General features: G+C 67.5%; 24 protein-coding genes. 15 read left to right on the forward strand and 9 right to left on the reverse strand.

Translation table 11 applies throughout. From position 1 onward, the window contains the following. Positions 1-5: 5 nt before the first annotated feature. Together BAMB_RS27525 and BAMB_RS27530 are read right to left on the reverse strand one after the other, a co-directional pair. A complete protein-coding gene (locus BAMB_RS27525; RefSeq protein ID WP_011660432.1) occupies positions 6-719 on the reverse strand; it encodes a riboflavin synthase in 714 nt (237 codons plus the stop codon). Positions 720-939: 220 nt separating this feature from the next. After that, on the reverse strand, positions 940-2,802 hold the full coding sequence (locus BAMB_RS27530) for an ABC transporter ATP-binding protein (protein WP_011660433.1): 1,863 nt from the start codon (positions 2,800-2,802) through the stop codon (positions 940-942). Between the two features lie 506 nt (positions 2,803-3,308). Here BAMB_RS27530 and BAMB_RS27535 point away from each other — a divergent pair. After that, complete coding sequence (locus tag BAMB_RS27535; RefSeq protein WP_011660434.1) at positions 3,309-4,190, forward strand: Dyp-type peroxidase; 882 nt, start codon at positions 3,309-3,311, stop codon at positions 4,188-4,190. 142 nt (positions 4,191-4,332) lie between these two features. On the opposite strand, the gene BAMB_RS27540 is transcribed toward BAMB_RS27535, so the two are convergent. Together BAMB_RS27540 and BAMB_RS27545 are read right to left on the reverse strand one after the other, a co-directional pair. Beyond that, positions 4,333-4,734, reverse strand: a complete 402-nt coding sequence (locus BAMB_RS27540) for an OsmC family protein (protein WP_011660435.1) — start codon at positions 4,732-4,734, stop codon at positions 4,333-4,335. A gap of 118 nt (positions 4,735-4,852) precedes the next feature. Then, positions 4,853-5,773 carry a LysR family transcriptional regulator gene (locus BAMB_RS27545; RefSeq protein WP_011660436.1) on the reverse strand — a complete coding sequence of 307 codons (921 nt, stop codon included), beginning with the start codon at positions 5,771-5,773 and terminating at the stop codon, positions 4,853-4,855. A 419-nt stretch (positions 5,774-6,192) separates the two neighbouring features. Here BAMB_RS27545 and BAMB_RS27550 point away from each other — a divergent pair, with 419 nt between their 5' ends. From BAMB_RS27550 to BAMB_RS27580, 6 genes are all read left to right on the forward strand, one after another. After that, positions 6,193-7,266 (forward strand): helix-turn-helix domain-containing protein, encoded by a 1,074-nt coding sequence (locus BAMB_RS27550; RefSeq protein ID WP_041491612.1) that lies wholly within the window; start codon positions 6,193-6,195, stop codon positions 7,264-7,266. Continuing rightward, positions 7,215-8,531: an Nramp family divalent metal transporter gene (locus tag BAMB_RS27555; protein ID WP_041491613.1), complete on the forward strand. Its 1,317-nt coding sequence runs from the start codon at positions 7,215-7,217 to the stop codon at positions 8,529-8,531. The genes BAMB_RS27550 and BAMB_RS27555 overlap by 52 nt, the downstream gene beginning before the upstream one ends. Positions 8,532-8,612: 81 nt before the next feature. Next, a complete protein-coding gene (locus tag BAMB_RS27560; protein WP_041491614.1) occupies positions 8,613-9,200 on the forward strand; it encodes a phosphatase PAP2 family protein in 588 nt (195 codons plus the stop codon). A gap of 437 nt (positions 9,201-9,637) precedes the next feature. Then, positions 9,638-10,426: an SDR family oxidoreductase gene (locus tag BAMB_RS27570; protein ID WP_011660440.1), complete on the forward strand. Its 789-nt coding sequence runs from the start codon at positions 9,638-9,640 to the stop codon at positions 10,424-10,426. Positions 10,427-10,461: 35 nt separating this feature from the next. Then, positions 10,462-11,478, forward strand: a complete 1,017-nt coding sequence (locus tag BAMB_RS27575) for an NADP-dependent oxidoreductase (RefSeq protein ID WP_011660441.1) — start codon at positions 10,462-10,464, stop codon at positions 11,476-11,478. A gap of 164 nt (positions 11,479-11,642) precedes the next feature. Continuing rightward, positions 11,643-12,146, forward strand: coding sequence for a hypothetical protein (locus BAMB_RS27580; RefSeq protein ID WP_011660442.1), 504 nt, complete (start codon positions 11,643-11,645; stop codon positions 12,144-12,146). Positions 12,147-12,155: 9 nt separating this feature from the next. Here BAMB_RS27580 and BAMB_RS27585 read toward each other — a convergent pair whose 3' ends face one another. The 4 genes from BAMB_RS27585 to BAMB_RS27600 form a co-directional block, all read right to left on the reverse strand. Beyond that, positions 12,156-13,208 (reverse strand): AI-2E family transporter, encoded by a 1,053-nt coding sequence (locus tag BAMB_RS27585; protein WP_041491616.1) that lies wholly within the window; start codon positions 13,206-13,208, stop codon positions 12,156-12,158. 225 nt (positions 13,209-13,433) lie between these two features. Further along, positions 13,434-14,018, reverse strand: a complete 585-nt coding sequence (locus tag BAMB_RS27590; RefSeq protein WP_011660444.1) for a BPSL1445 family SYLF domain-containing lipoprotein — start codon at positions 14,016-14,018, stop codon at positions 13,434-13,436. A 70-nt stretch (positions 14,019-14,088) separates the two neighbouring features. Next, on the reverse strand, positions 14,089-14,478 hold the full coding sequence (locus BAMB_RS27595) for an ElaB/YgaM/YqjD family protein (protein ID WP_011660445.1): 390 nt from the start codon (positions 14,476-14,478) through the stop codon (positions 14,089-14,091). 337 nt (positions 14,479-14,815) lie between these two features. After that, on the reverse strand, positions 14,816-16,618 hold the full coding sequence (locus BAMB_RS27600) for an ExeM/NucH family extracellular endonuclease (RefSeq protein ID WP_041491739.1): 1,803 nt from the start codon (positions 16,616-16,618) through the stop codon (positions 14,816-14,818). A gap of 207 nt (positions 16,619-16,825) precedes the next feature. Here BAMB_RS27600 and BAMB_RS27605 point away from each other — a divergent pair, with 207 nt between their 5' ends. The 8 genes from BAMB_RS27605 (at position 16,826) to BAMB_RS27640 (ending at position 23,803) form a co-directional block, all read left to right on the forward strand. Next, a complete protein-coding gene (locus BAMB_RS27605) occupies positions 16,826-17,179 on the forward strand; it encodes a YciI family protein (protein ID WP_011660447.1) in 354 nt (117 codons plus the stop codon). Positions 17,180-17,310: 131 nt separating this feature from the next. Next, positions 17,311-17,733, forward strand: a complete 423-nt coding sequence (locus BAMB_RS27610) for a YciI family protein (RefSeq protein ID WP_011660448.1) — start codon at positions 17,311-17,313, stop codon at positions 17,731-17,733. Positions 17,734-17,759: 26 nt separating this feature from the next. After that, positions 17,760-18,176: a VOC family protein gene (locus tag BAMB_RS27615; RefSeq protein ID WP_011660449.1), complete on the forward strand. Its 417-nt coding sequence runs from the start codon at positions 17,760-17,762 to the stop codon at positions 18,174-18,176. Next, entirely contained in the window at positions 18,173-19,441 is a 1,269-nt protein-coding gene (locus BAMB_RS27620) for an RNA polymerase sigma factor (RefSeq protein ID WP_011660450.1), read from the forward strand. Before BAMB_RS27615 ends, BAMB_RS27620 begins: the two co-directional genes overlap by 4 nt. A gap of 211 nt (positions 19,442-19,652) precedes the next feature. Beyond that, on the forward strand, positions 19,653-20,075 hold the full coding sequence (locus BAMB_RS27625; RefSeq protein ID WP_011660451.1) for a rubrerythrin family protein: 423 nt from the start codon (positions 19,653-19,655) through the stop codon (positions 20,073-20,075). A gap of 125 nt (positions 20,076-20,200) precedes the next feature. Then, positions 20,201-21,538 (forward strand): heterodisulfide reductase-related iron-sulfur binding cluster, encoded by a 1,338-nt coding sequence (locus tag BAMB_RS27630; protein WP_011660452.1) that lies wholly within the window; start codon positions 20,201-20,203, stop codon positions 21,536-21,538. A 48-nt stretch (positions 21,539-21,586) separates the two neighbouring features. Then, entirely contained in the window at positions 21,587-22,168 is a 582-nt protein-coding gene (locus BAMB_RS27635; protein WP_011660453.1) for a DUF3501 family protein, read from the forward strand. Positions 22,169-22,861: 693 nt separating this feature from the next. Next, positions 22,862-23,803, forward strand: a complete 942-nt coding sequence (locus BAMB_RS27640; protein ID WP_011660454.1) for a transposase — start codon at positions 22,862-22,864, stop codon at positions 23,801-23,803. A 121-nt stretch (positions 23,804-23,924) separates the two neighbouring features. On the opposite strand, the gene BAMB_RS27645 is transcribed toward BAMB_RS27640, so the two are convergent. Next, entirely contained in the window at positions 23,925-25,451 is a 1,527-nt protein-coding gene (locus BAMB_RS27645) for a mannose-1-phosphate guanylyltransferase/mannose-6-phosphate isomerase (RefSeq protein ID WP_011660455.1), read from the reverse strand. Positions 25,452-25,528 lie beyond the last annotated feature (77 nt).

Here is a 25,528-nt window from a genome sequence, read left to right on the forward strand (position 1 = left end):
CCACGTTACTGCTTCGGCAGCCGCGCGACATTGCGCGCCAGCAGTTCCTCGATATCGATGCCTTTTTCCGCCAGCAGCGCGGTGACGACGCCGTTCAATTCGCCGAGCGTTTCCTTGACCGATTCGCGGATCGTATCCACGACGACCTGGGTGCTACGCTCGATCTCGATATTGACCTTGGCGTCGACGCCCTTCGCATCGAACGTGGTCGCGCGGCGCGTTTCGGGAATCAGCCAGACTTCGAACCAGCCTTCGTCGCGATTGACGTCCGACACGGTCAGGCTGCAGCCGTTGATCGCGATATAGCCCTTCGCGAAGACATAGCGTTTGAATTCGGCCGGCACGCCGATGCGGATCATCCGATTGTGTTCGGAGGACGCGATGTGCAGGATGGTCCCCATGAAGTCGACGTGACCGGACAGCGGATGTCCGCCGATTTCCGCGCCGTCCTTCGCGGCCCGCTCCACGTTGACGCGGGCGCCGGTCGTCAGGTCGGCCAGCGTGGTGATTCGCAGGCTCGGCAACATCACGTCGAAGTCGATCAGCACCGGCGAGTGGATGGTCGTGACCGTCAGGCAGACGCCGTCGACCGACACGCTCGCGCCGATCTCGATATCGTCGGTGAAGCGCTCGGGGAATTCGATGCTGAACGTTCTCAGTTCGCCGTGATCCTTGATGGCGCCGATGGTCGCCACGCCCTGAACAATGCCTGTAAACATGATCGATCCCTTGTCGCAAATTGGCTGGCCGACATGATAAGTGATCTCGGCGGCGAGCACGCCGCGGCGCGCGGTTCGGCGCCGGCGGGCACGTGCGGTGGACGTAAAAAAAGCCGTGCGCGCGGCACGGCCTCGATCCGGATCTGTGTCGACCCGATCCGGCGGCGATGACCGCGCCGCCGGGCCGGGCCGCATTGCGTCGCGTCGCGACGCGCTTGCGTCACACCTTCGCCGGCTCCCCTAGCGGCCCGGCATCGCGATCCGCGAGGCGCCGCGGCGAATCGGCGAGCCCTTTCGCCAGCTCCAGCGCCTGCCGCTCGAACAACCGGCGATATGTGCCGCCGTCGATGCGGATCAGCGCGTCGTGGCTGCCTTCCTCGATCACCTTGCCGCGATCGAGCACGAGCAGGCGGTCGAGCGAGCGCACCGTCGACAGCCGGTGCGCGACGACGAGCGTCGTGCGGCCGACCATCAGCCGTTCCATCGCCTGCTGGATCAGCAACTCGCTTTCGCTGTCGAGGCTCGACGTCGCTTCGTCGAGGATCAGGATCGGCGCATCCGCGAGGAACGCACGCGCGATCGCGACGCGCTGGCGTTCGCCGCCCGACAGCTTGATCCCGCGCTCGCCGACGAGCGTGTCATAGCCGTCCGGCAGCGCGACGATGAAGTCGTGCGCGCTGGCCAGACGCGCGGCGCGCTCGATCTCCGCGCGGCTCGCGTCGGGGCGTGCATACGCGATGTTCTCCGCCAGCGTGCGGTGGAACAGCACGGGCTCCTGCTGGACGATCGCGATCTGGCTGCGCAGCGAATCCTGCCGCACCTGCGCGATGTCCTGGCCGTCGATCGTGATGCGGCCGCCCGACACGTCGTACAGGCGCTGGATCAGCTTGATGAACGTCGTCTTGCCCGACCCGGAATGACCGACGAGGCCCACGCGCTCGCCGGGCGCGATGCGCATCGAGAAGTCGTCGTACAGCGGTACCGGATGATTGCCGTAGCGGAACGTCACGTGCTCGAAGCGGATCTCGCCTTGCCCGATCCGGATGGCCGGCGCGCCGGGACGATCGTCGATGCCGAGCGGCTGGCGCTCGAGCGCGACGAGCTCTTCCATGTCGTTGACCGAGCGCTGCAGGTTGCGGATATGCATGCCGACGTCGCGCAGGTAGCCCTGCAGCATGAAGAACATCGTCAGCGAGAATGCGATGTCGCCGACGCTCGCTTCGTCGTTCGCCCACAGCCGCAGCGCGACGCCGATCATCGCCGCCTGCATCGCGACGAGCATCGCACCCTGCAGCCCGCCGTTGAGCGTGCCGCGCACCCACGTGCGGCGCGTGCGCTGACGCCACTTGCCGATCACGCGCGCGAGCCGCGCTTCCTCGCGCGTTTCCGCGCCGAACGCCTTGACGACCGCGTTGCAGCTCACCGCGTCCGCGAGTGCGCCGCCCATGCGGGTGTCCCACATGTTGCCGAGCCGCGCGGCCGGCGCGACGATGCCGAGCGACACGGCGACCGTCACCGAGATGTACAGCAGCGAGCCCGCGCCGACGACGAACCCCATCACCGGCCAGTGCGTGCCGAGCAGCACGGTCGCGCCGACGAGCATCGTGACCGACGGCAGCAGCGCGATCAGCACCGTGTCGTTCAGCAGGTCGAGCGCCCAGATCCCGCGCGTGATCTTGCGCACGGTCGAGCCCGCGAAACTGTTCGCGTGCCAGTCGGTCGAGAAGCGCTGCACGCGATGGAACGACGCGGCGGCGATCTCGCTCATCATCTTCAGCGTGAGCGTGATGATGTTCAGGTAGACGCCTTGCCGCAGCAGCGTCGCGGCGATGCCGAGCGCGGCCAGCGTGCCGAACGCGGCGAGGGCCGAATGCCACGCGGCGGCGCGCTCGGTCAGGCCGGTCGACAGCGCATCGACGAGGCGCCCGGCGAACAGCGGCGTGAGCACGTCGGCGAGCGCACCGAGCAGCGCGAGTGCGGTGATCGTCGCGATGCGTACCGGCTGCTTGCGCCAGTAGCGGAAAGTGAAGCCGAAGACGGCCTGGAATGCCTGGCCGCCCAGATGGGTGGTTTTTCTGGTCATATTTCGTTGCCCGGCGCATCGCGCGACGGGACTTTCCGGTTCGGAGAACGTCGAAAACGCAACAGCCGGGCCGCGCGAACGACGCGGGCGGAATGAGACGGGCTGTCGGGAAAGTGCGCGGGCCGGCGGGTCAGCGAAGAACCCGGGAGCCGGCGCGGACGACGGGCTGGATCAGCCGCGTCGCGAGACCACGTTCGGGAAGGCTGCTGGCATTCGGAACATCTGCACCTCCCTGAAGTGAATGATTGAAAGGGCGTCGAAAAGACGTGTAGGGAGTTTATCAGCAGTGCGGGACTCGCCGCAACGTCTGACGAATGCGGCGTTGCAGCGTCGATACGGTCGGCCGGTCAGCGTATGCGACGCTTCGGCCCTTTTCCCCCGCGTGCGTTCCGCGGTGTGGCGCCGCACAGTAAAAAGGCCGGCGTGCCGCATCGATTACACTTTGCGGTTGCGCGCCGGCCGCAGCGGCCCCGCGGATTCACCCCCGATACATTCCTGAGGAAACGATGAGCGACGTTCAGCAAGGCATCCTGGCTCCGATCGACACGGCGGCCCGGTACCTCACTTTCACGATTTCGGACAACGCCAATGTGGCAACGGCGCTGAGGGCATTGCGCGAGCTCGTCGACGGGCGCGGCACGGTCGCCGGCTTCGGGCATGCGCTGGCCGCGCACCTCGGGCGCCCGGTGCCGGGCCTGACCGAATACCCGGCATTCGCGGTGAACGACCGCACGCTGCCGATCACGCCGGCCGACGTGTGGGTCTGGCTGCGCGGCGACGATCGCGGCGATCTCGTGCTGCGCACGCGGGCGATCGAGCGGGCGCTGGCGCCGGCATTCGCGCTGCAGGACGCGGTGGACGGGTTCCGCTATTCGAACGATCGCGACCTGTCGGGTTACGAGGACGGCACCGAGAACCCGACCGGCGAAGACGCGCTCGCCGCGGCGATCGTCACCGGGCAGGGCGCCGGGCTCGACGGGTCGAGCTTCGTCGCGGTTCAGCAATGGCTGCACGACTTCGACCAGATGGAACGCATCGCGTCGGGCGACATGGATCACATCATCGGGCGCCGCCGCTCGGACAACGAGGAACTCGACGACGCACCCGAGTTCGCGCACGTGAAGCGCACCGCGCAGGAGAGCTTCGAGCCGGAGGCGTTCATGCTGCGCCGTTCGTCGCCGTGGTCCGATGCGCGTCGCGCCGGGCTCTACTTCGTCGCGTTCGGTTGTTCGTTCCGCGCGTTCGACGTGCAGATGCGCCGGATGAGCGGCGCGGATGACGGCATCGTCGACGGCCTGTTCCGCTTCACGCGGCCGCTGACGGGCGCGTATTTCTGGTGCCCGCCGGTGAAGGACGGCAAGCTGGACCTGTCCGCGCTCGGCCTTTAAGCGCCGGACGATATCCGCAAACGGGCGGGCCGCGCATCGTGCGCGGCCCGCCCGTTTTGTTTGTGATGCGTCGATCGCGTGCGGCGCAGCGGTGTGAATTCCGTTCGCCCCCGCCCAACCCGCACGCCCGGCACGGCGCGCGTCAGCTCAGCGTCGTTTCGATGCGCGTGCCGCGCTTGATGAACAGCGTCACCGGCGTCTTCTCGCAGATTTCCGCGAGGCGCTGGCGCTGCGCGTCGTCGAGCGGACCCTCGAGCGTGACGGTGCGGCGCACGTATTGCTGGCCTTCGCGATCGGCATGCAGTTCGGTGTGCACGTCGATGCGCACGGCCGGCCACGTCTTGCGCTGCATGTACATGCGCAGCGTCGCGGCCGTGCATTGCGCGAGGCCGGCGAGCACGAACTCGAACGGCGCCGGCCCGAGGCCCTGGCCGCCTTCGCGCGGCGCTTCGTCGCCGGTCAGCGCATGCGTGCCGGCCTGCAGCTGGACGACGTAGTTGGGCGCGTCGGCGGCGAGGGTGGCGGCAGCGTGGATGAGCGGCATGGCAAGTCTCCGTTAAGCGGGAAAGAAGGGGCCGCGACGATGCGCGGCGTACGAGCCGTCAGCATACCGTCCTGCCGAAAACCGCGGGCGCAGCGTGCTTCGACGACGCTCGACGGGATCAGACGGCGACGCCGGCAGTCCCGCGCACGAGCGCGGCGACGCGTTCGCGCACCCACTGATGCGCGCGGTCGGTCTCGCGCGATTCGTGCCAGTACGCGAGCAGCGGAAACGGTTTGAGCCGCAGCGGCAGCGGCTGCACGGCGACCGGCAGCAGCGCCGCCATGCGCAGCGCATACGAGCGCGGCAGCGTCAGCAGCAGATCGCCCGCCGCCGCGATCTGGCACGCGGCGAAGTAATGCTGGCACACGAGCTGGATGTGCCGGAAGCGTCCGTCGCTGCCGAGCAGCACGTCGAGCGATTGCGGTTCGCCGAGCGGCGACACCGCGATATGCCGCGCGGCGAAATAGTCGGCGCGTCGCAGCGGGCCGCTCGTCAGCGGATGATCGTGCCGCATCGCGACGACGAGCGAATCGTCGAGCAGGTGTTCGGTCGCGATGCGCGGGCCGGTTTGCACGCGTCGATCGACGGCGAGATCGAGATTGCCCGACGCGAGTTCGCGTTCGATGTCATGCACCGCGACGCGGCGGCTCACGAATCGCAGGCCGGGAGCTTCGTCGGCGAACGCGGCGACGATCTGTGGCAGCGCGATCGATTCGATTACGTCGCGAATGCCGACCGCGATGCTCAGGTCGAGCGTCGCCGGGTCGAACGCCGACGGGTCGCGCGCGGTGCGCTGCAGTCCGGCGAGGTGAAGCTGCACGTCGGCGATGATCGCGCGCGTGCGCTCGGTCGGCACGACGCGATTGCCCTGGCGAACGAACAGCGGGTCGTCGAAATGCGCGCGCAGCCGGTTGAGCGCATGCGTGACGGCCGGCTGCGTCAGATGCAGCGCGCGGGCGGCCGCGCCGATGCCGCCGTTCACGTAGACGGCGTCGAGCACGCGGAACAGGTTCAGGTCGAGACGATGATCGGCGGGCACGGACGAAGTCGGCGTGGTGGACGTTGAGCGATTCTAATTGACACGCGGACAACGGAACGCATGTGGCATGCGCGCGTTCGTTCGCACCCGGCGTTGCCGCGAATATCGCGAGGATCGGCAACGCCGCGCATGCGCCTTTCATGCGTATTTCCACGTGGCTATACCAGCGCTCGGCAACAGCCTGTAGTAATCCGCCATCATGCTGTCACGGTCGGCCATTTCGCGCCAAATAGAGGACCCCTTCGGCTAAGATGCCGTCGCTTCATATTTTGAGATAGCCGTCCTGTCGCACGTGTCCAAACCAAATATAAGCCTGACAGTTCGACGGTAATACAAGAAGTCGAAACAGTCCGGGGGCTTGGTCAGTGGAAGCAGCAGATCAGAGATGGGTCGTTGTCTATTTGAGTACGGGGTTTTCCTTGGCCCAGGCCGCGCGTCTCGGCGAGGCCTTCAACCTGGCGAATCGCCTGCATGCGCTCAGTGCGGATTACCAGTTGAAGTACGTATCCGAAAGCGGGGGATTGCTGCAATCGTCGTCCGGCGTGCAGATCGCCGCCGATGCGCTCGGCGACGAGCACGGCCATCGTGCGCGCGCGTTCTTTCATCTTCACGGTGATCGTGCGTCGGTCAACTGGAGCGATGCGTTGCGCCGCCGCCTGACCGACATTCATCGGCATGCGCGCTGGATCGTCGATGCGATGGACCTGTCGACGCTCGCGGCGTCGCAGCGGCAGACGGATGCCGGTCAATCGCGAACGGATCGCACCCGCGGCGCGGCGGTCACGATCGAACCGCAGGGCGGCGAGGCCGACGTGTTCGCGGCCGTGCTCGACATGTTCCGCGCCGATCTCGGCGACAGCGCCGCGCAGGAGATCGCGAGCAACCTGATGCGGCCGGTCGAACAACGCTATACGCAGTCGATGTGGGCGTTTCGCGAGCTGAGCGCGAGCCCGTCGATCCGGATGTCGGCGCAGCGGCTGCGCGCGCAGAGCACGAGCCGCATTTCGATCGCGGAAGTCGCGCGGACGGCCGCCATGAGCGAGCGCAATTTCCTGCGGCGCTTCAAGAAGGAAATTGGCGTGACGCCGACCGAATTCGTGCAGCACGTGCGGCTCGAGCGCGCGTGCCACATGCTGATCCACACGACGCTGCCGGCCGACAAGGTCGCGCGGCGCACGGGCTTCGGCAGCGGCGAGCGGCTGGCAAAGCTGTTTCGCCAGCGTCTGCTCATGTCGCCGACCGAATTTCGCATTGCCGAGCGCGAGCGGATCCTGACGAACGGCGCCGGGGCGGCCGATCCGCAGTCCGACCCGCAGCCCGCGCCGCGGCCCGCGAAAACCGACGGCGAGCGGGCGAATCGGGGCGGGCGCGCCGAGCCGCGCGGGAAAACGGAGCGGAAGACCGTAAAATCACCGTGTCGCGATCACGATCCCCGGTTTCCATGCCCTTGCTCCCCACTACCGCCACCGCCCCCTTCTGCCCGTCGGAAGTAAAGGGCAGTATCACGATCGACGCCGGCGCGTCGCGCTGGATGAAGCTCAAGCGCTTCTTCGGCCCGGGCCTGCTGGTCGCGATCGGCTATATGGATCCGGGCAACTGGGCCACCGACATCCAGGCCGGCTCGCAATTCGGCTATTCGCTGCTGTGGGTCGTCGCGTTCTCGAGCGTCGCCGCGATCTTCCTGCAGATGCTCGCCGCGCGGCTCGGCCTCGTCGCGGGCAAGGATCTCGCGCAGGCCAGCTACGATCGTTACGGCCGCTTCGGCCGCGTCGTGCAGTGGGTGACCGCCGAGGTGTCGATCATCGCGTGCGACATCGCCGAAGTGCTCGGCTGCGCGCTCGCATTCAAGCTGCTGCTCGGCGTGCCGCTCGCGTGGGGGATCGTGCTGACCGCGCTCGACACGGTGATCGTGCTCGGGCTGCAGGGCAAGGGCGTCCGGCAGATCGAGGCGATCGTGCTCGGGCTGATCGCGACGATGGCGTTCTGCTTCGTCGCGCAGGTCGCGATCACGCCGCCCAACTGGCATGCGGTCGCGAAGGGGCTCGTGCCGGGCAATCCCGGCCACGACAGCAAGGACGCGATCGTGCTCGCGCTCGGCATCGTCGGCGCGACGATCATGCCGCACAACCTGTATCTGCATTCGTCGGTTGTACAGACGCGCCATGTCGTCGGCGGCGCGCGCGGCCTGATTCGCGACACGCTCGCGCTGGTGCGGATCGATACCTGCGTGTCGCTGTTCGTCGCGATGCTCGTCAACGCGGCGATCCTGATCGTCGCGGGCGCGGCGTTCCATGCGACCGGCCAGCACGACGTCACCGACATCGAACAGGCGTACCGGCTGATCACGCCGATCGCGGGCGGCGCGGCCGCGCTGCTGTTCGGCATCGCGCTGCTCGCGTCCGGGCAGAGCTCGACGCTGACCGGCACGATCGCCGGCCAGGTGATCATGGACGGCTTCCTGCACACGAAAATCCCGTGCTACCAGCGTCGGCTGATCACGCGCGGGCTCGCGCTGGTGCCCGCGCTGATCGGCGTGCTGTGGCTCGGCGAAGGGTCGGTCGGGCAACTGCTCGTCTGGAGCCAGGTGCTGCTGAGCCTGCAACTGCCGTTCGCGATGTGGCCGCTGATCCAGTCGGTCAGCGATCGCAAAACGATGGGCGAGCATGCGATCGGCCGCAAGATGCAGTTCGCCGCATGGGCGCTGTTCGTCGTCATCACCGGCACCAACCTGCTGCTGATTTCGGGTGTCGCCGGCTGATACAGGCTGTCACAGGCTGAAACAGGCGCGGCGCGCGCTTGCGTTAAACTGCCCCCTTTCGCTAGCGGTTCGATGTGTGTTATGTGGAGTGAAATCAGCAACCTCGGCGACGCCGCGCTGACCCTGCCGGTCGCGCTGACGTGCGCGGTCTGGCTCGCGCTGTCCAACTGGCGGCTCGCCGTGCGCTGGATCGTGCTGCTCGCGGCCGGCATGAGCCTGGTCGGGGCCACCAAGATTCTCTATGCGGGCTGCGGGGTCGAGATCCCGCAGTTCGATTTCCGCGTGATCAGCGGCCATACGATGCTGTCGACGTCCGTGTGGACCGTCGCGCTGTCGATGCTGTGGCAGGCGTTTCGTCCGGGCAAGGCGCCGGGCGTCGCGGCCGGTCTCGCCGTCGGCGCGGTGACGGCCGTCGCGCGCGTGTTCGACCATTCGCACACGATTCCCGAAGTCGTCGTCGGCTGGCTGCTCGGCGCGCTGGTCGCGCTCGTGTTCCTGCGCGCGTACGCCCACGCGCACAAGCGCTCGTCCTCGCCGCGCGTCGCGGCCGTCTGCCTGCTGCTCGTGTCCGGCATCGCGTACGGCAATCGCGCACCGTTCCAGCAGATGATCGACACGCATTCCCCGCAAGTCTGCGCGTTCATGCGCGCGTCCGGCGACGGGTTCTGACGGCGGGTGGTTCCGGGGCATCGATGCCTCGGTGCCGGATGCGGTCGTGGCCGCGGCGCTGCCCGCGCCTTCTTCCTCGTTTCATTCGTTCCCTGTCATCGGCAAACGCCCGCGTGCGGCCTTCGTCGCATCGGTATTCGCGGTAATCGGCCGCGTTGCGCCTGCGCCCGCGCGTTGCACCGGCTGCGGCCGCGGCTGCGAAGGCCATCAGCCGCATCTATGACTGGGCATTACGAATATTCATTTCATCGATTGGCGGCAATCGCGTACGCTGGCGTTCGTTCGATCGGGGCGTGCAGCGGCGGCCTGCCCGATGGGTTCGGCGCGGTGCGACCGGCTCGCTATACTCGCGCAAACCGCGCGGCCGTCGGCCGGCGCACGGCAACCGCCGTCGCGGCACCGGTCCGCCACGACGATTCACGATAGGAGCAGGTCCCATGACAGTCGTTTCCTCGCGCCTCGCAGGCAAGTGCGCGTACATCACGGGCGCCGCCGGCGGCCTCGGACGCGCGATCGCGCGCCGCATGGTCGAGCAGGGCGCGCGCGTGTTCCTGACCGACATCGCCGACGCGGCCGTGCTCGACGCCTTCGCGCACGAACTCAATGCAGGGCACGCGGCGCCTGTCGCGTTCGCGGCCACGCAGGACGTGCGCGACGAGGGACACTGGCAGGCGCTGCTCGCGCAGGCGAACGAAGCGATGGGCGGCTTGTCGGTGCTCGTCAACAATGCGGGCGTCGGGTCGATCGGCACGCCTGCGCAGATCGAGATCGACGAGTGGCGGCGCGTGATGGCGATCAACGTCGAGAGCATCGTGCTCGGCTGCAAGCATGCGCTGCCGTACCTCGGCGCGAGCCGGCCGGCGTCGATCATCAACATCTCGTCGGTGGCCGCGTTCAAGGTCGAGCCGGAATTCACCGCGTACAACGCGTCGAAGGCCGCGGTCGCGTCGCTGACGAAGTCGGTCGCGATCGATTGCGCGCGCCGCGAGCTCGACGTGCGCTGCAACTCGATTCACCCGGCGTTCATTCGCACGGGGATCGTCGAGCCGCTGTTCCAGTCGCTCGGCGAACGCGATGCGACGCGCAAGCTCGCGCGCGGCATTCCGTTGCGCCGGCTCGGCGATCCGGATGACGTCGCGCATGCGGCCGTCTATCTGGCGTCGGACGAAAGCCGCTTCGTGACGGCCGCCGAACTCGTGATCGACGGCGGCATGTGCGCGGTCTGACGCGCAATCGATAACACCACCCGGAGGAGAACATCGTGTCGACACCCGTGAACCGCCAGCTGCTGCTGAAAACGCGCCCGGAAGGGCGGGTCGGCCGCGAACACTTTTCGCTCGTCGAAACCCCCGTGCCGGCGCTCGCCGACGGCGAAGTGCTCGTGCGCGTGCTGTATCTGTCGATGGATCCGACCAACCGCGTATGGATGAGCGACGTGCCGCAATACCTGCCGCCCGTCGCGATCGGCGAGGTGATGCGCGCGCTCGGCATCGGGCGCGTGGTCGCGTCGCGCCACGCGGGTTTCGCGGAAGGCGACCTCGTGCAGGGGCTCGTCGGCTGGCAGGACTATGCGGTCGTCGCGGCCGACCAGGCCGCGCAGCTCGTGAAGCTGCCCGCGCAGTCGGGCCTGCCGCTGCCGACGCTGCTCGGCGCGTGCGGGATGAGCGGCCTGACCGCGTACTACGGGCTGACCGACATCGCGCCGGTGCAGCCCGGCGAGACGCTCGTCGTGTCGGCGGCGGCCGGCTCGGTCGGCTCGATCGCCGGCCAGATCGGCAAGATCCACGGCGCGCGGGTGGTCGGCATCGCGGGCGGCGCGGACAAGTGCCGCTACCTGACCGAGACGCTCGGCTTCGACGCGGCCGTCGACTACAAGGCCGACGATTTCCGTGAGCAGCTGAAGGCGGCGACGCCGGACGGCGTGCACGTGAACTTCGAGAACGTCGGCGGCGAAGTGATGCGCGCGGTGCTGTCGCGGATGGTGATCGGCGGGCGCGTCGCACTGTGCGGCGTGATCTCGAACTACAACAGCGGCCGCGCGGCGGACGACGTCGGCGTGCTGATCTCGAAGCGCATCACGATGCGCGGCTTCCTGATCCTCGACTACCGCAAGAGCCGCGAAGCGGTGCAGACGCTCGCCGGCTGGCTGCGCGACGGCCGTCTCAAGGCCGAGGAAACCGTGGCCGACGGGCTCGAAAACGCCCCCGACGTGCTCAATCGCCTGTTCGACGGCGACCATCGCGGCAAGCTCGTGCTGCGCGTCGATCCGGGCGCGTGAACGGCAGCGGCGGCGCGCATTGAGTTCGAACCGCCGTGCATCGATTTAGGACGTGTCCCATCGATCGTTTCGGTCGCTCTCCTGACAGTATTCGCCAGCTAACGGCGGCGTGACGTGCGTGTCACGCCGCCGTTTTCATTGGCGTGGCGAGACGGGCGGGAAACATGCGAACGAAGGCAACGCACGCGGCATCGGCGGTGATGCGCGATCGAACGATGCGGCGCAGGTGCGACAGGCTGCGGATCGTCGCAGTGGGGATCGGCATCGCGTGCGCGATGTCGGGTGCCGGCGCGGCCGGGCACGCGCATGCGGATGGCATCGTGCGATTCACCGGTGCGCTCGTCGATCTGTACGACGTGACATTCGACGCGCCGTCGATCGAAGCGGCGGACACCGCGACGGCGGTGACGCTCCGGTTCGATGCGCACGGTCGGCACCTGCCGGGTGCGCACGTGGCGCTCGTGAGGCCGGACGGCGAGCCGCTGGTGCAGTCGGCGGGAGCGGAGATTCGCGCGACCTGGCGCGATGCACGCGACGATCGAAGCGTGCCGCTCGTATCGGGGCGAGCTCATCGCATTGGCCCGCATGGCGGCGTGATGACGGTGGCCGCGCCGGAAATGCAAACGGGCGCCGTGGCGCCCGTCGTGATCAGGATTCGTCATCCGTGACGCGCGGCGTCATTCCCCCTGTTCGGAGCGTGCGTAGATGTCCCAGCTTGCCATGAACAACGCGGCGACGAGCGGTCCGATCACGAAGCCGTTGATCCCGAACAGCGCCATCCCGCCGAGCGTCGAGATCAGCACGACCCAGTCGGGCATCTTCGTGTCCTTGCCGACGAGGATCGGGCGCAGCAGGTTGTCGACGAGGCCGATCACGCCGACGCAGAACGCGACGAGGATCACGCATTTCCAGATCGCGCCGATCGCGAGGAAGTAGAGCGCGGCGGGTATCCACACGAGGCTCGCGCCGATCGCCGGCAGCAGCGACAGGAACGCCATCAGCGCGCCCCACAGCACGACGCCCTCGATTCCGAGGATCCAGAAGATCAGGCCGCCGAGCGCGCCCTGCACGAGCGCGACCGCGATATTGCCTTTCACGGTTGCGCGCACAACGGTTGTGAACTTCGCGAGCAGCAGGTTCTTGTGCTCTTCGTCGAGCGGTATCGAGCGGCGCACGCGGCGGCCGATCTCGCCGCCGTCGCGCAGCAGGAAGAACAGCATGTACAGCATCACGCCGAAGCTGACGACGAACTGGAACGTGTTCTGGCCGATGCTGAGCGCCTGGGTGGCCGCGAACTGGCTGATCTGCGCGGCGCCGTCGGTCAGCTTCTTCTGGATGCCGGGGATGTTGGACAGCCCGTATTTCTGCAGCAGGTTCTGGATCGACGTCGGCAGCGCGTGAATGATGTCGTGGAAGTACCGCGAATAATTCGGCTGTGCGTCCTTCAGTTCCTGGTACACGTACGCGATTTCCTGCACGAGCGTCGCCGTGACGAACACGAGCGGCAGGATCACGATCAGGATGATCAGCGACATCGACACGAGCGCGGCGAGATTGCGCCGCTTGCCGAAACGCGCGGCGAGCCAGCGCTGCACCGGCTGGAACAGGATCGCGAGAATGGTGCCCCAGAAGACGGCGCCGGAGAACGGCGCGAGTATCCAGCACAGTCCGACGGTGACCGCGAACAGCAGGAAATAGAAGAATTTTTGGTGATCGTGTCCGCTATCCATGGATGGTTCGCGCATTGATGCCTGGTTTGATTGAATCTCGTCGCTTCGGGCGCGATCGGCTCGCGAACGTCACGGGTTCGCGGCGAAGCACGCTGCGGGCGGCCCGACCGGCAGTATGCCCGCAAAGGTGTCGCCATCATAGCCGCTGCGCGCGGCGCACGCGAAAACGCCGCGGGCGAAGCCGCGGCGTTGGCGGAAGGGGCGCGGCGGTGCCGCGCCGGATCGTCAGATGTGGAGCCGGGTGATCTTGGTGCCGTTCACCGACAAGTCGCCCATCAGGCCGGCGTTGGTCAGCACCAGCACCTGGACCGGTGCGGTGGCCGTGTTGGAATCGACCGCGCCGTTCGCGCCGACCTTCACGACCGCGACGGACGCATCGGCACCGGCCGACCAGCCTTCGGACTTACGGAACGAGTCGAGCGCATCCTGCGTCATGAACAGGAACACGATCGCCTTCGATTGCGCGCCGGCCTGCAGGCCGACCGACAGCGACGACGTGTTGTAGTAGCCGACGGTGTTGCCGCCGACGCGCAGTGCGCCGTTGCCGGACTGGCCGCCGACGATCAGGCCGGCTTGCAGCACGTTCGGGAACACGAGCACGCCGCGCGACTTCGCGACGAGCTCACGCGAGCCCGGCACCGTCGAATAGAGGCGCGACAGTGTCGCATTCACGCTCGCGTCGATCGACTGGCGTTTCGACGCGCTGGCTGCTGCGTTGTCGGGTTTGTCGGACGTCATGGTGCAACCGGCAAGGGCGAGACTGCCGACCACGACGGCGGTGGCGGCTTTCAGGGCGAGGGATTTCTGCATGGCGATTCTCCTTCGTTGTCGGGTTGAGGACGGACGGTCCGGGTGCGTGCAGCGGGGCGGCCGGCCCCGTTCAACGGCGGGAAGAAAGGAGCAGGCCGGCGACGAACGCGAGGCCCGCGACGACGCCCGCGGTCTGCCACGGGTTGTCGTGCACGGCTTGCGACACGCGTTCGGCGGATTCGCGCAGCCGGGCGGCCGCGGTGCCCGACGCGTAGTCGAGCGTGCTGCGCGCTTCGTCGAGCCGCGCCTGCACCCGCTTGCGCAACGCGGCGATATCGCCGTCGCCATCGTTCTTCAGCAGGTCTTCCAGTTCGTCGACCAGCCCGCGCAGATCGTCGGTCACATCCGCATGCAGGTCGTGGGCAGCCGAGCGCGTCGTGCGTCCGACACGCCGGCCGGTGCGACGGATTTCGGACAGGCCGCGATCCAGCTTGTGTTCGATCGAGTCGGTGAGCGCCATGGTGTTTATCCTCCTTCGATTTGATTTACAGGCCAATTTTAAGATAAGACGAATCCCAGCAACCTGTGTGATTCAAATCAGCCAATTGAGTTTCGAGACAAATTTTCAATTCGTCGGCAAGATCCCTTGGAAGCCCCGCGAGTGGGGCCGGACAGCGGTTGAAAAAATTTCGAGATCGAGCGAAGCGACATAAAGAAAACCATTGCCGGGCGTGAAAAGCCCGGTAAATATGGCGTCGCCCGGCCTGTCAGGTAAATAGTGCCGTTGCATGCGTTCTGTTGATGCAATTGCACTACTCGCCATGCTTTGGTGGAGCAGGGTTTGTGCCCGCCCTGCTTCAGGTGGCGCCTTCCTCCAGCGCAACGTCGATGACGACGGGATCATGATCCGACGAACGGTATGCATCGGGCGCGTAATAGGCGGCCTGTTGCGCCGGGGTTTTGTAATCGGGCACGGCTTGGAGTGCAATCGGTTCATCTGCATTGATGTGCCACGTGTGCACGGCTTTCACGCGGGCGGCGAGCGGCGGCGTCGCGAGTGCGTGGTCGAGGTTGCCCGCTTCGCCGTGGAATACATACGTGTAGCCGGCATTGCCGACGAAGCGGGCGACGAGGTTGGTGTAGCCGCGCGATTCGAGCGCGCGCAGCGGGTCTTCCTTCGCATAGCTGTTCAGATCGCCGATCAGCAGCACGCCGTCGGCCGCGGCGCCGGTCGGCGACGTCGCAAGCCAGCCGGCGACGCGTTCGGCTGCGCGCGTGCGCGTTGCATTCCAGCAGCCCTGGCCGTCCGACTGGTCGAGATCCGGGCCGGTGGCGTGCGGGCAATTCTTCGACTTCAGGTGGTTGACCGCGACCGTGAACGCGCGGGTGCCGTCGACGCGACGGAACGTCTGCGCGAGCGGCGGGCGATTCCGGCCGTCGAGCGCGACGGTCGCGGCGCGCCCGACGGGCTCGATCGTCCGGCTGTCATACAACAGCGCGACCGCGATCGCATCGCGCCCGAGCCGTGCGGTGCCGGGGTCGACCGCGCGCCAGCCGCCGCCGAGCCGGGCCGCGAGCCGCTGCACGGCGCTCGCCGGGCCGTGCCCGTTGTTCGCGATTTCCATCAGGCCGATCACGTCGGCGCGCAGGGCACGCAGCGCGGCCACGAGCTTCGCTTCCTGCCGCGCGAAGGCGGCGGGGGTTTTCGCGCCACGGCCGGACGGATCGCCGAAGCCGCCGCCCGCGCCGTCGCCGTTGAAGTAGTTGAATACGTTGAACGACGCGACCCGCACGTCGGCTTGCGGATGCCGTGCGGGCGCATCGGCCCGCGGATTCGACGCGGCCTCGAAGGTGGGTGGCGAGGACGATACGGGCTGCAATCGCCACGTGCCGTAGCGCAGTTCGAGCACACCTTCGATGCCGCGCACCGTGTAGCCCGCGCGCAGCGTGTTGGCGGCGCTCAGCGCAGGCGGCGGATAGCGGGCGGTTGCAGGGTTCACGCGGCTCGAACCGTCGTCGAGCACGATGCGGTTGCGTGCATTGGCCGCCGCGTGCGCAGCGGCTTCGGCCGGCGGCGCCACGTGAGTCGGCATGTACAGGCGGCCGTGGCTGAGCACGATGCTGCCGTAGCGGCCGAGTTCGTAAGTATCGCTGACCGTCAGCGTTTGCGGAAAGCGCACGCGCATGCCTTCATGCGCGGCGAATACGGCGTCACTATCGACCGGCAGCATCAGCGCGGCCGGCGTGACGCTCTGCCCGCGTGCGCAGACGGCCACGCGGCCCGCCAACGCGAGTTGCGTCCGGCCGTATTTCTGTTCGATCCTGCCGGTGATGTGCACGCGCTCGCCCGGCTGCACATGCGCATGCGGCGCATATACGAACAGGCCTTCCGGCACGCCCGGCCGGTGTCGCCGCTGCGCGTCCGCCTGCTGGACGAAGAATCCGCCGAAGCCATCGGGGCCGCCGAACGCCGCGGTGACGACTGCTTCGATCGACGTGGTGTGCCCGGCCAGCGGCGAGCGGCCCGCGGGATGCCGGATGTCGGCGATCGCGGTGGTGGCGCCGCCGCAGCCCGTGCTCACCGGCAGCGCGGCGGTGGCGGGCGGAACGGAGAGAACAAGAAAGGCGGCAAGCGCGAGCGATGACGGCAGGAGTGACATGGCGTGGCACACAGGAAGAAAATTCGAAGGTTCGGGACGCATCTTGACGGCAAAATCGCGTGCCGCGATCGAATTGGCCATCAGGCCAGTGCCGAATGGCCAACGATGACGGCAAGGCCGGCCGGGGCTGTTACGCTTCGCACCTGACGTGTCATTCCGGCCTGCGATCCGCACGCTTCCGCGCACGGCCCCCAACAGGAGATTTCCATGTCCTACATGCTGTTGATTGTCGAACCGACCGGCCAGCGCGCCGAACGCACGCTCGAAGACGGGCAGGCGCTTTACGCGCGAATGGTCGATTTCGCCGAGACGCTGAAAGCGCGTGGCGTGCTGCGCGGCGTCGAGTCGCTGGAGCGCTCGGAACGCGCGACGCGCGTCGAGGTGCGCGACGGGGAGACGCGCCTCGTCGACGGCCCGTTCGCCGAGGCGAAGGAAATGGTCGGCGGCTTCTTCATCGTCGACGTCGACACGCGCGACGAAGCGATCGAGATCGCACGGCAGTGCCCGGCGGCACAATGGTGCACGGTCGAAGTGCGCAAGGTCGGCCCGTGCTTCCTGTGACTGTAACGGCCGTGCCTGGTGTTTACCCGCGCTCGTCGTGCGGCACGTCGATCCGGCAGCCTGTCGCCCGTCGTCCGGATAAGGCGCCGATGAACGGACGCCGCTTTTCCACCGACGACAAGGAGTGAACGATGCGATTCATGATCATGATCCGGGCGAATGCCGTCAGCGAATCCGACGCATTGCCGGACAACCGGCTGGTCGAGGCGATGACGGTCTATCACGAGGAACTGGCCAAGGCCGGCGTGCTGCTCGATGCGAACGGCCTGCGGCCGAGCGCGCGGGGCTGGCGCGTGCGGTACACGGGCGGCAAGGGCACGGTGATCGACGGTCCGTTCGCGGAGACGAAGGAACTGATTGCCGGCTATACGCTGATCCAGGTGCGCTCGCGCGACGAGGCGCTCGAATGGACGCGCCGGTTCCCCGCGCCGTTCGGCGCGGAAATGGACTGCGAGATCGAGGTGCGTCCGCTGTTCGAGCTCGACGATCTGACGCCCAGCGACGCGGTCGAGCGGTTCCGCGAACTCCAGGTCGGACGCGGCCAGGCCGTCTGAATCCACCGTCGCCGGGAGCGAGCTTCATGCACAAAACGATCTTCATCAACCTGCCGGTGGCCGACCTGCCGCGCGCGACGGCGTTCTACGTCGCGCTCGGCTTCGAGGTCGTGCCGGCCTACACGACCGAGCAGGGCGCCTGCATCCGGATCAGCGACGCGATCTTCGTGATGCTGCTGGTGCGGCCGTTCTTCCAGACCTTCACCGGCAAGACCATCGTCGAACCGGCGACGCACGTGCAGGTACTGCCGTGCCTGTCGTGCGACAGCCGTGCCGAGGTCGACGCGGTGGTCGCGAAGGCGCGGGCGGCCGGTGGCACCGTGCCGCGGCAGGCGCAGGAGTACCCGGGCATGTACAGCCACGATTTCGCCGATCCGGACGGCCACGAATGGGGGCTGGTATTCGTGGAGCAGGCCGCGGCCGGGCAGGAGCCGGCGTCGTGACGCTCGAGGCGACCCACCGTGCGATCGAGGCCGTCTGGCGAATCGAGGCGCCCAAGATCATTGCCCGCGCCGCACGCGTGGTGCGCGACGTCGGCGTGGCCGAGGAACTCGCGCAGGACACGCTCGTCGCGGCGCTCGAGCACTGGCCCGTCGACGGCGTGCCCGACAATCCGGCCGCTTGGCTGATGACGGCCGTGAAGCGGCGCGCGCTCGACCGGGTCCGGCAGGAGTCGCTGCATGCGGCGAAGCGCGATCAGCTCGGGCATGAAATGGACGCGCTCGAAGCGCACGTCGTGCCCGACATCGCGGAGGCACTCGCCGACGCGAGCGACGACGACATCGGCGACGATCTGCTGCGGCTGATCTTCACGTCGTGCCATCCGGTGCTGTCGACCGATGCGCGCGTCGCGCTCACGCTACGGCTGCTCGGCGGGCTGACCACGAGCGAGATCGCGCGTGCGTTCCTGGCGCCCGAGCCGACGATCGCGCAGCGCATCGTCCGCGCGAAGCGCACGCTGGCGGCGGCGCACGTGCCGTTCGAGGTGCCGTCCGCCGCCGCGCGGCCCGCACGGCTCGCGTCGGTGCTCGAAGTGATCTACCTCGTGTTCAACGAAGGCCATGCGGCGACCGCCGGCGACGACTGGACGCGTCCGGCGTTGTGCGACGAGGCGCTGCGGCTCGGCCGCGTGCTGGCCGGGCTCGTGCCGGACGAAAGCGAAGTGCTCGGGCTGGTCGCGCTGATGGAGCTGCAGGCGTCGCGCATGCATGCACGCACCGATGCGCAGGGGCGGCCCGTGCTGCTGCTCGACCAGGACCGCAGCCGCTGGGATCCGCTGCTGATCCGGCGCGGCCTCGCGGCGCTCGAGCGGGCGACCAAGCTCGGCGGCGTGCGCGGCCCGTATGCGCTGCAGGCCGCGCTGGCTGCGTGCCATGCACGCGCGCGGCACGCGTCGGAAACGGACTGGGCGCAGATCGTTGCGCTGTACGACGCGCTCGCCGAAGTCGCGCCGTCGCCGGTCGTCGAGCTGAACCGCGCGGTGGCGGTGGGGATGGCGTTCGGGCCCGCCGCGGCGCTGGAAATCGTCGACGTGCTGCGCGACGATCCGGCGCTCGCGCGCTATCACTGGCTGCCGAGCGTGCGCGGCGATCTGCTCGCGAAACTCGGCCGCACGGACGAGGCGAAGGTCGAGTTCCGTCGCGCGGCGGAATTGACCCGCAACGAGCGCGAAAGGGAATTGCTGCTCAAGCGGGCGACGGACGCATGACGCACGGCAAGCGCCGCCGGAGCGGGGACCGAAACCGTCCCCAATTCCGTCGGCGCACTATCGCCAGCATTGAAAAAGCCTATTGGGGGATGCGATCGTGAGCGGCTAGATTAAAAGGCACGATGCGTGCGCCATCATGCACGCATCGTGCCCTACATACATCATCGGCCCGGCTTCGCACGCGGCTGCGCCGACTCGAACGGAGGCGCAAATGGCTCAACTCAAGGGCAGCAAAACCGAAGAGAACCTGAAGGCCGCATTCGCGGGCGAATCGCAAGCGAACCGGCGCTATCTGTATTTCGCTTCGAAGGCTGACGTCGAAGGCCAGAACGACATCGCCGCGCTGTTCCGCTCGACCGCCGAAGGCGAAACCGGCCATGCGCACGGCCACCTCGAATATCTCGAAGCAGTCGGCGATCCCGCGACGGGTTTGCCGTTCGGCTCGTCGCGGCTGAACCTCGAATCGGCGATCGCCGGCGAGACGCACGAATACACCGACATGTATCCGGGCATGGCGAAGGCGGCACGCGAAGAAGGCTTCGACGAAATCGCGAACTGGTTCGAGACGCTCGCGAAGGCCGAACGCAGCCACGCGAACCGCTATACGAAGGCGCTGGACGCACTCGTCGACTGACGCGGCCCCTGCAAGGCCGCACGGCCCGGTCGGAAAATTTCGCCGGCCGGCGGCCGTGCGTCGATCGCTGCCCGCACCGCGCGGGCGGCGCGTCCGCGCGCATGCGCGCCACGCTGGAGCGCCCCATGCCCCACAAGGAAGGTAGCCTCGAAGCCCCGACCCGGCATCCGCTCGACTGGCAGTCCGAAGCGTTCTACGACCAGGCCGCGATCGATGCGGAAATGACGCGCGTGTTCGACATCTGCGCGGGGTGCCGGCGCTGCGTGTCGCTGTGCGGCGCATTCCCCACGCTGTTCGATCTCGTCGACGACACCCCGACGGGCACCATCGACGAAGTGCCGAAGGCGGCGTTCGGCAAGGTCGTCGACCAGTGCTACCTGTGCGATCTCTGCTACATGACGAAATGTCCGTACGTGCCGCCGCACGCGTGGAACGTCGACTTCCCGCACCTGATGCTGCGCGGGAAGGCCGCGCGCTACCAGCGCGGCGAAGCGCCGCTGCGCGACAAGGTGCTGTCGAACACCGACGCGCTTGGCCATTTCGCCGGCATTCCGATCGTCACGCAGGCGGTGAACGCGGTGAACCGCACGCCGCCCGCGCGGCACGCGCTCGAAGCGGTGCTCGGCGTCGATCGCGACGCGTGGCTGCCGGAGTTTGCGCCGCGCAAGTTCCGGCGCACCGCGAAGCGCTCGGACGGCCCGCCGGTGCGCGACGGCGAGCGCACGCCCGGCAAGGTCGCGATCTACGCGACGTGCTACGTAAACTTCAACGAGCCGGGCATCGGCCACGACCTGCTCGCGATCCTCGCGCACAACGAGATCCCGTACGAGCTCGTCACGCGCGAAGCCTGCTGCGGCATGCCGCTGCTCGAGCAGGGCAATCTCGCGGGCGTCGCCGCGAAGAAGGCCGTGAACATGCCGGTGCTCGAGCGCTATGCGCGCGACGGCTACGCGCTGATCGGCGCGATCCCGAGCTGCGTGCTGATGTACAAGAGCGAACTGCCGCTGATGTTCCCCGACGACGAAGCCGTGCGCGCGGTGGCCGACGCATTCTGGGATCCGTTCGAATACGTGATCGCGCGGCATCGCGACGGTTTGCTGAAGACCGATTTCAAGCAGGGCCTCGGCACCGTGTCATATCACGTGCCGTGCCACGCGCGCGTGCAGAACATCGGCCGCAAGACGGCCGACACGCTGTCGCTCGTGCCCGATACGCGCGTGAATGTGGTGGAGCGCTGTTCGGGGCACGCGGGCACGTTCGGCGTGAAGAAGGGCTTCCATGCGGATGCGATGCGGATCGGCGCGCCCGTGTTCAAGGCAATGGCCGAGCCGCAGCCGGACTTCGTGTCGTCGGACTGCGCGCTCGCCGGCCATCACATCGTGCAGGGCATCGACGAGAAGGGGCTGCCGGCCGCGCCGCTCGCGCATCCGCTGACGCTGCTGCGCCGCGCGTACGGCATCTGAGGCGGCGGCCGCGCGGCGAACCCATCGACTCCCATCCGAGGACATCCCATGACGCTGACCCGCGACTCGCTGCTCACGCTCGAAGCGTACGCGAAGATCCGCAAGGCCGAACACGCGCGGCTCGTCGCGTACAAGCGCCGCCGCGCGGTGGCGCTCGGCAACCATCTGCGCCTGCTGTTCGAGGACGAGACCACGATCCGCTATCAGATCCAGGAGATGCTGCACATCGAGAAGATCTTCGACGAGGCGGGCATCGAAGGCGAACTGGAAGCCTATCTGCCGCTCGTGCCCGACGGCACCAACCTGAAGGCGACGCTGCAGATCGAATACGAGCACGAGGCCGAACGGCGGGCGGCGCTCGCGCGGCTGATCGGCGTCGAGGATCGCGTGTACCTGCAGGTCGACGGGCATCCCGCGGTGTATGCGATCGCCGACGAGGATCTCGATCGCGACAACGCGGAGAAGACCTCGGCCGTGCATTTCGTGCGCTTCGAATTGAGCGCGCCGATGCGCGCGGCGCTCAAGGACGGCGCGACGCTGTCGATCGGCTGCGACCACCCGGCCTATTCGATGCCGCCGCAACCATTGGACGCGGACGTGGCCGCGTCGCTCGCCGGCGATCTGCGCTGATCTACGGTCGCGCGCATCGTTTCGACGCTTCCACCCGCTCTATCGCGCGACCGACTGCCCTTCACTCCGAGGATGTAACAAGCCCGTGCGCGCTTGCATGCCGGGAAACAATGTGCATTGCACGTCAGGTCGCTTTCATTACTCGCAGGTAAACAATAAAAAGATTGTGCACGGAGATAATTCGGTTCAGCGGTATTTGAACGATTTACCGATCCGTGAATATCTTGTTACGAAATTTTCCCTGATTTACCGATTTTAGGCGGCAATCTCCGCGATTGTTACGGCGCAGGGTCGGAACAGCCGGGAAGCGCCGCCGGCCGCGCGTCGGGCGCACCCCGCAGAGCCCCGCCAGACGGGGCTTCCCAGCCTCACGCATAAAGATCGCGTAAAAAAATTCAAGCGTAAATGGTTTGCGCATCCATGGCAGGTTGTTTCAGTACGTAACATTAAGTCATTGTCATATTGAGAGAAACCCTGAGGATGGTATGCTTCGTGCACAAAAATTCCCACATTGGAGTGAGACCGTGATTTGTGCGCCATTGCCGGGAATGGCGGCACCGCGAACGTGCGGTGTCGCGCCGGCATGCACAACATTCGGATAACCATAATGTGCAACCGGGCCGCCCCGTCACGCGATGCGTGACGACGGCGCCGACAATCGCAGCCCGGCCTGGCTGCGTGGAGAGATCTACTATGTTCTTCGATGAGCTTAACGATGAAGAGTGGGTTCGTCTTTCAACGCTGATCGCCGATGAACCCATCCGGCTGAACCGTCGAGGCCGCCCACGTGCAGAACCGCGCGTTGTCGCCAACGCGGTCCTGTGGATCCTGACGACCGGTGAAGCATGGTCGAAATTGCCCGGGCGCTATCCGTCCGGGCCGACGTGCCGTCGCCGCTACGAAGAGTGGCTCGCGAACGGCACGCTGTTGCAGATGATCGACATGCTGACTCAATTCAGCGGGCGTACGTTCGCGTATGTGCCGCCGCCGCCCGTGCCCTCGGCACCCGCGTGCCGTGCCGAGCCGGTGCCCGACAACGATCGTCTGCGCGGCGTGTTCTGGCAGAACCCCGAGTCGTGGCAATTGCCGGTCGCGCAGGCAAACGTTTGGGATGGCGAGGGCGCGACGGTGGCCGCGAGGCCGAGCACCGGTGCGGACCAATCGTCCGGCGCGTCGTTCGCTGTGCCCGGCGCGCAGCCTGCCGGGCTGCGTCGCGGGCGGGCGGGCGCGACGAGCTTCGCCGCGGCCGAGCCGCAAGTCGACGAGTATCGCGGCTATACGATCTATGGCAGCGCGCAGCCGGTGCAGAACCTGATGTACCGCGCGTGGGCCGAGATCATGCAGGACGACCGGCGCGTCGAGCGCTCGGGCCTGATCGGCCCGCGCTTCACCGACGCGGAAGCCGCGGAGCAGTACGCGCTCGACTGGGCGCGCCAATGGATCGATCGCCATGGTGCGAGCGACGAACCGGTGCGCGTGCCGCAAAGCGAAGTGCTGGCCGGCCTGTCCGCGCTGGCGCGTGCGGAGTCGGACATCAAGCGCTTCATCGCCGAGCGTCGCGCGGGCGTGCTGTCCGAGGGCCGCAACGATCCGGTGCAGTCGGAGCGCCGCGAGTATGCGTATCGGGTAGGTTGATCGTCGTCCGAACGAAAACGCGCGGGTCGTCGTGTGTCACGGCGCCCGCGCATTTTTTTGTCTCCTCCATCCGCGTGATGCGGGGCGCACCGTCGACACGGCGCGCCCGGCATCCGCTGCGTCACTGGCGTCCGTAGGTATCGTCGTAGCGGACGATGTCGTCCTCGCCGAGATACGCGCCCGACTGCACTTCGATCAGCTCGAGCGGCATCTTGCCCGGGTTCTCGAGACGGTGCGACACGCCGAGCGGGATGTACGTCGATTCGTTCTCGGACAGCAGGAAGGTTTCCTCGCCGCGCGTGATGCGCGCGGTGCCGCGCACGACGATCCAGTGTTCGGCGCGGTGGTGGTGCATCTGCAGCGACAGTCGCGCGCCCGGCTTCACGACGATGCGCTTCACCTGGAAGCGCTCGCCCATGTCGACCGAGTCGTAATGGCCCCACGGACGGTGGACCTTGCGGTGATCGGTCGCTTCCGCGCCGCGTGCGGCCTTGATGCGCCCGACGATTTTCTTCACGTCCTGCACGCGGGACTTGTCGGCGACGAGCACGGCGTCGGGCGTTTCGACGACGACCAGATTCTGCGTGCCGACGCACGCGACGAGCCGGCTTTCCGAATGCGCGAAAGTCGACGTGGCGTCTTCGAACAGCACGTGGCCGCGGCCGACGTTCTCGGCATCGTCCTTCGGCAGGATCTGCCAGATCGCGTCCCACGAGCCGACGTCGGACCAGCCCGCGTCGAGCGGCACGACCACGCTTTCGCACAGCTGCGGCAGGTTCGCGAGCGGCTCCATCACCGCATAGTCGATCGAGTTCGACGGCGATGCGGCGAACGCGTCGCGATCGACGCGGAAGAAGTCGCCGTCTTCCTTGCCGTTGGCGACGGCCTGCTCGCAGGCTGCGTAGATCTCGGGTTCGAGCTGGCGGATCGCGTTGAGCCACACCGATGCGCGCACGATGAAGATGCCGCTGTTCCACCAGTATTCGCCGGACGCGACGTACTGCTGCGCGAGCTCGAGATGCGGCTTCTCGACGAAGCGGTCGAGACGGCGCACGTCGAGGTCGCCGGTGCCGGCGTCGCCGAGCGGCGCGCCGACGCGGATGTAGCCGTAGCCCGTTTCGGCGCGGCCCGGCACGATGCCCATCGTCGCGATCTTGCCTTGCGCCGCGCAGTGCACGCCGGCCGCGACCGCCGCATGAAAGCGCGGCTGGTCGGCCACCGCGTGGTCGGCCGGCATCACGGTCATCACGGCATCGCTGCCGCCGGCGACGATGCGCAGCGCGGCGAGCGTCAGGGCGGGCGCGGTGTCGCGGCCGAGCGGCTCGAGCATGATCGAAGCACGCTTGCCGGTCAGGCGCAGTTGCTCGGCGGTCGTGAAGCGGTGATCCTCGCCGCACACGATCAGCACGTCGTCGTTCAGCGGATGACCGGTCGAGAGGCCGTCGAGCCTCAGCGCGGTGGATTGCAGCAGCGAATGATCGCCGAGCAGGCCGATCAGCTGCTTCGGATAGTGTTCGCGCGACATCGGCCACAGACGCGTGCCCGAACCGCCGGCGAGAATCACCGGCTGCACCGCGACGCGCGTACCGGCGTCGGTTGCGGCGGAAGAAGATGGGCGCGTATCGGCTACCACGGCCGGAGCATTCATGATGACACTCTCCTCGATTGAAGTCAGTGCCTGTTTGTAGCATGAAGTAAATCGACAATAAAACCGCGCGCCTTGCA

It is taken from the genome of Burkholderia ambifaria AMMD (assembly GCF_000203915.1).
GTDB classification, from domain to species: domain Bacteria; phylum Pseudomonadota; class Gammaproteobacteria; order Burkholderiales; family Burkholderiaceae; genus Burkholderia; species Burkholderia ambifaria.